Raw genomic sequence first — 772 nt, 5'->3', positions numbered from 1 at the left:
CCGGAACGCTGCACTACTTCCGCATCCACCCCGAGCACTGGGCCGACCGCATCCGCACGGCCAAGGCGATGGGGCTCAACACCATCGAGACGTACGTCGCGTGGAACGCGCACGAGCCGGTGCGCGGGGAATGGGATGCCACGGGCTGGAACGACCTCGGACGCTTCCTCGACCTCGTCGCCGCCGAGGGTCTGCACGTGATCGTGCGTCCCGGCCCCTACATCTGCGCCGAATGGCACAACGGCGGTCTGCCCGTGTGGCTCACGTCGACGCCGGGCATCGGCCTGCGCCGCTCGGAGCCGCAGTACCTCGCGGCCGTCACCGAGTACCTGGAGCGCGTGTACGAGATCGTCGTCCCGCGGCAGATCGACCGCGGCGGCAACGTCGTGCTGGTCCAGATCGAGAACGAGTACGGCGCCTACGGGTCCGACAAGGACTACTTGCGCGAGCTCGTGCGGGTCACGCGCGACGCCGGGATCACGGTGCCGCTCACGACCGTCGACCAGCCGATGCCGTGGATGCTCGAGAACGGCAGCCTGCCGGAGCTGCACCTCACCGGTTCGTTCGGCTCCCGCTCCGCCGAGCGCCTCGAGACCCTGCGCGAGCACCAGCCCACCCGGGGTACGCCGCGAGCGACGAACCCGCGGCGTGCGGATTGGTGGCCTTGGAGTCGTCGACCCACGTCACGCCGCGATGCGCGGCGATCACCTGGATGCGGTGCGGGTCGAGCCGGAAGCGGTCGAGCGCGTCGTGGATGTCGCTCGGCGCGACG

Annotated in this window: 1 protein-coding gene and 1 pseudogene; one reads left to right on the top strand and one right to left on the bottom strand. The window is 70.5% G+C overall.

The window, feature by feature from the left end; all coding sequences use genetic code 11:
• Positions 1-617 (top strand): annotated as a pseudogene (locus tag I5G_RS21105) (beta-galactosidase); the annotation flags it as partial.
• Here the strand turns inward: I5G_RS21105 and I5G_RS26395 are convergent.
• Positions 553-687, bottom strand: coding sequence for a hypothetical protein (locus I5G_RS26395; RefSeq protein ID WP_239642509.1), 135 nt, complete (start codon positions 685-687; stop codon positions 553-555). The pseudogene I5G_RS21105 and the gene I5G_RS26395 sit on opposite strands and share 65 nt — an antisense overlap.
• Positions 688-772 lie beyond the last annotated feature (85 nt).

The sequence above is a fragment of the Microbacterium sp. B19 genome, from assembly GCF_000333395.1.
Taxonomy (GTDB): domain Bacteria; phylum Actinomycetota; class Actinomycetes; order Actinomycetales; family Microbacteriaceae; genus Microbacterium.
This window is presented reverse-complemented; position numbering and strand designations above follow the sequence as displayed.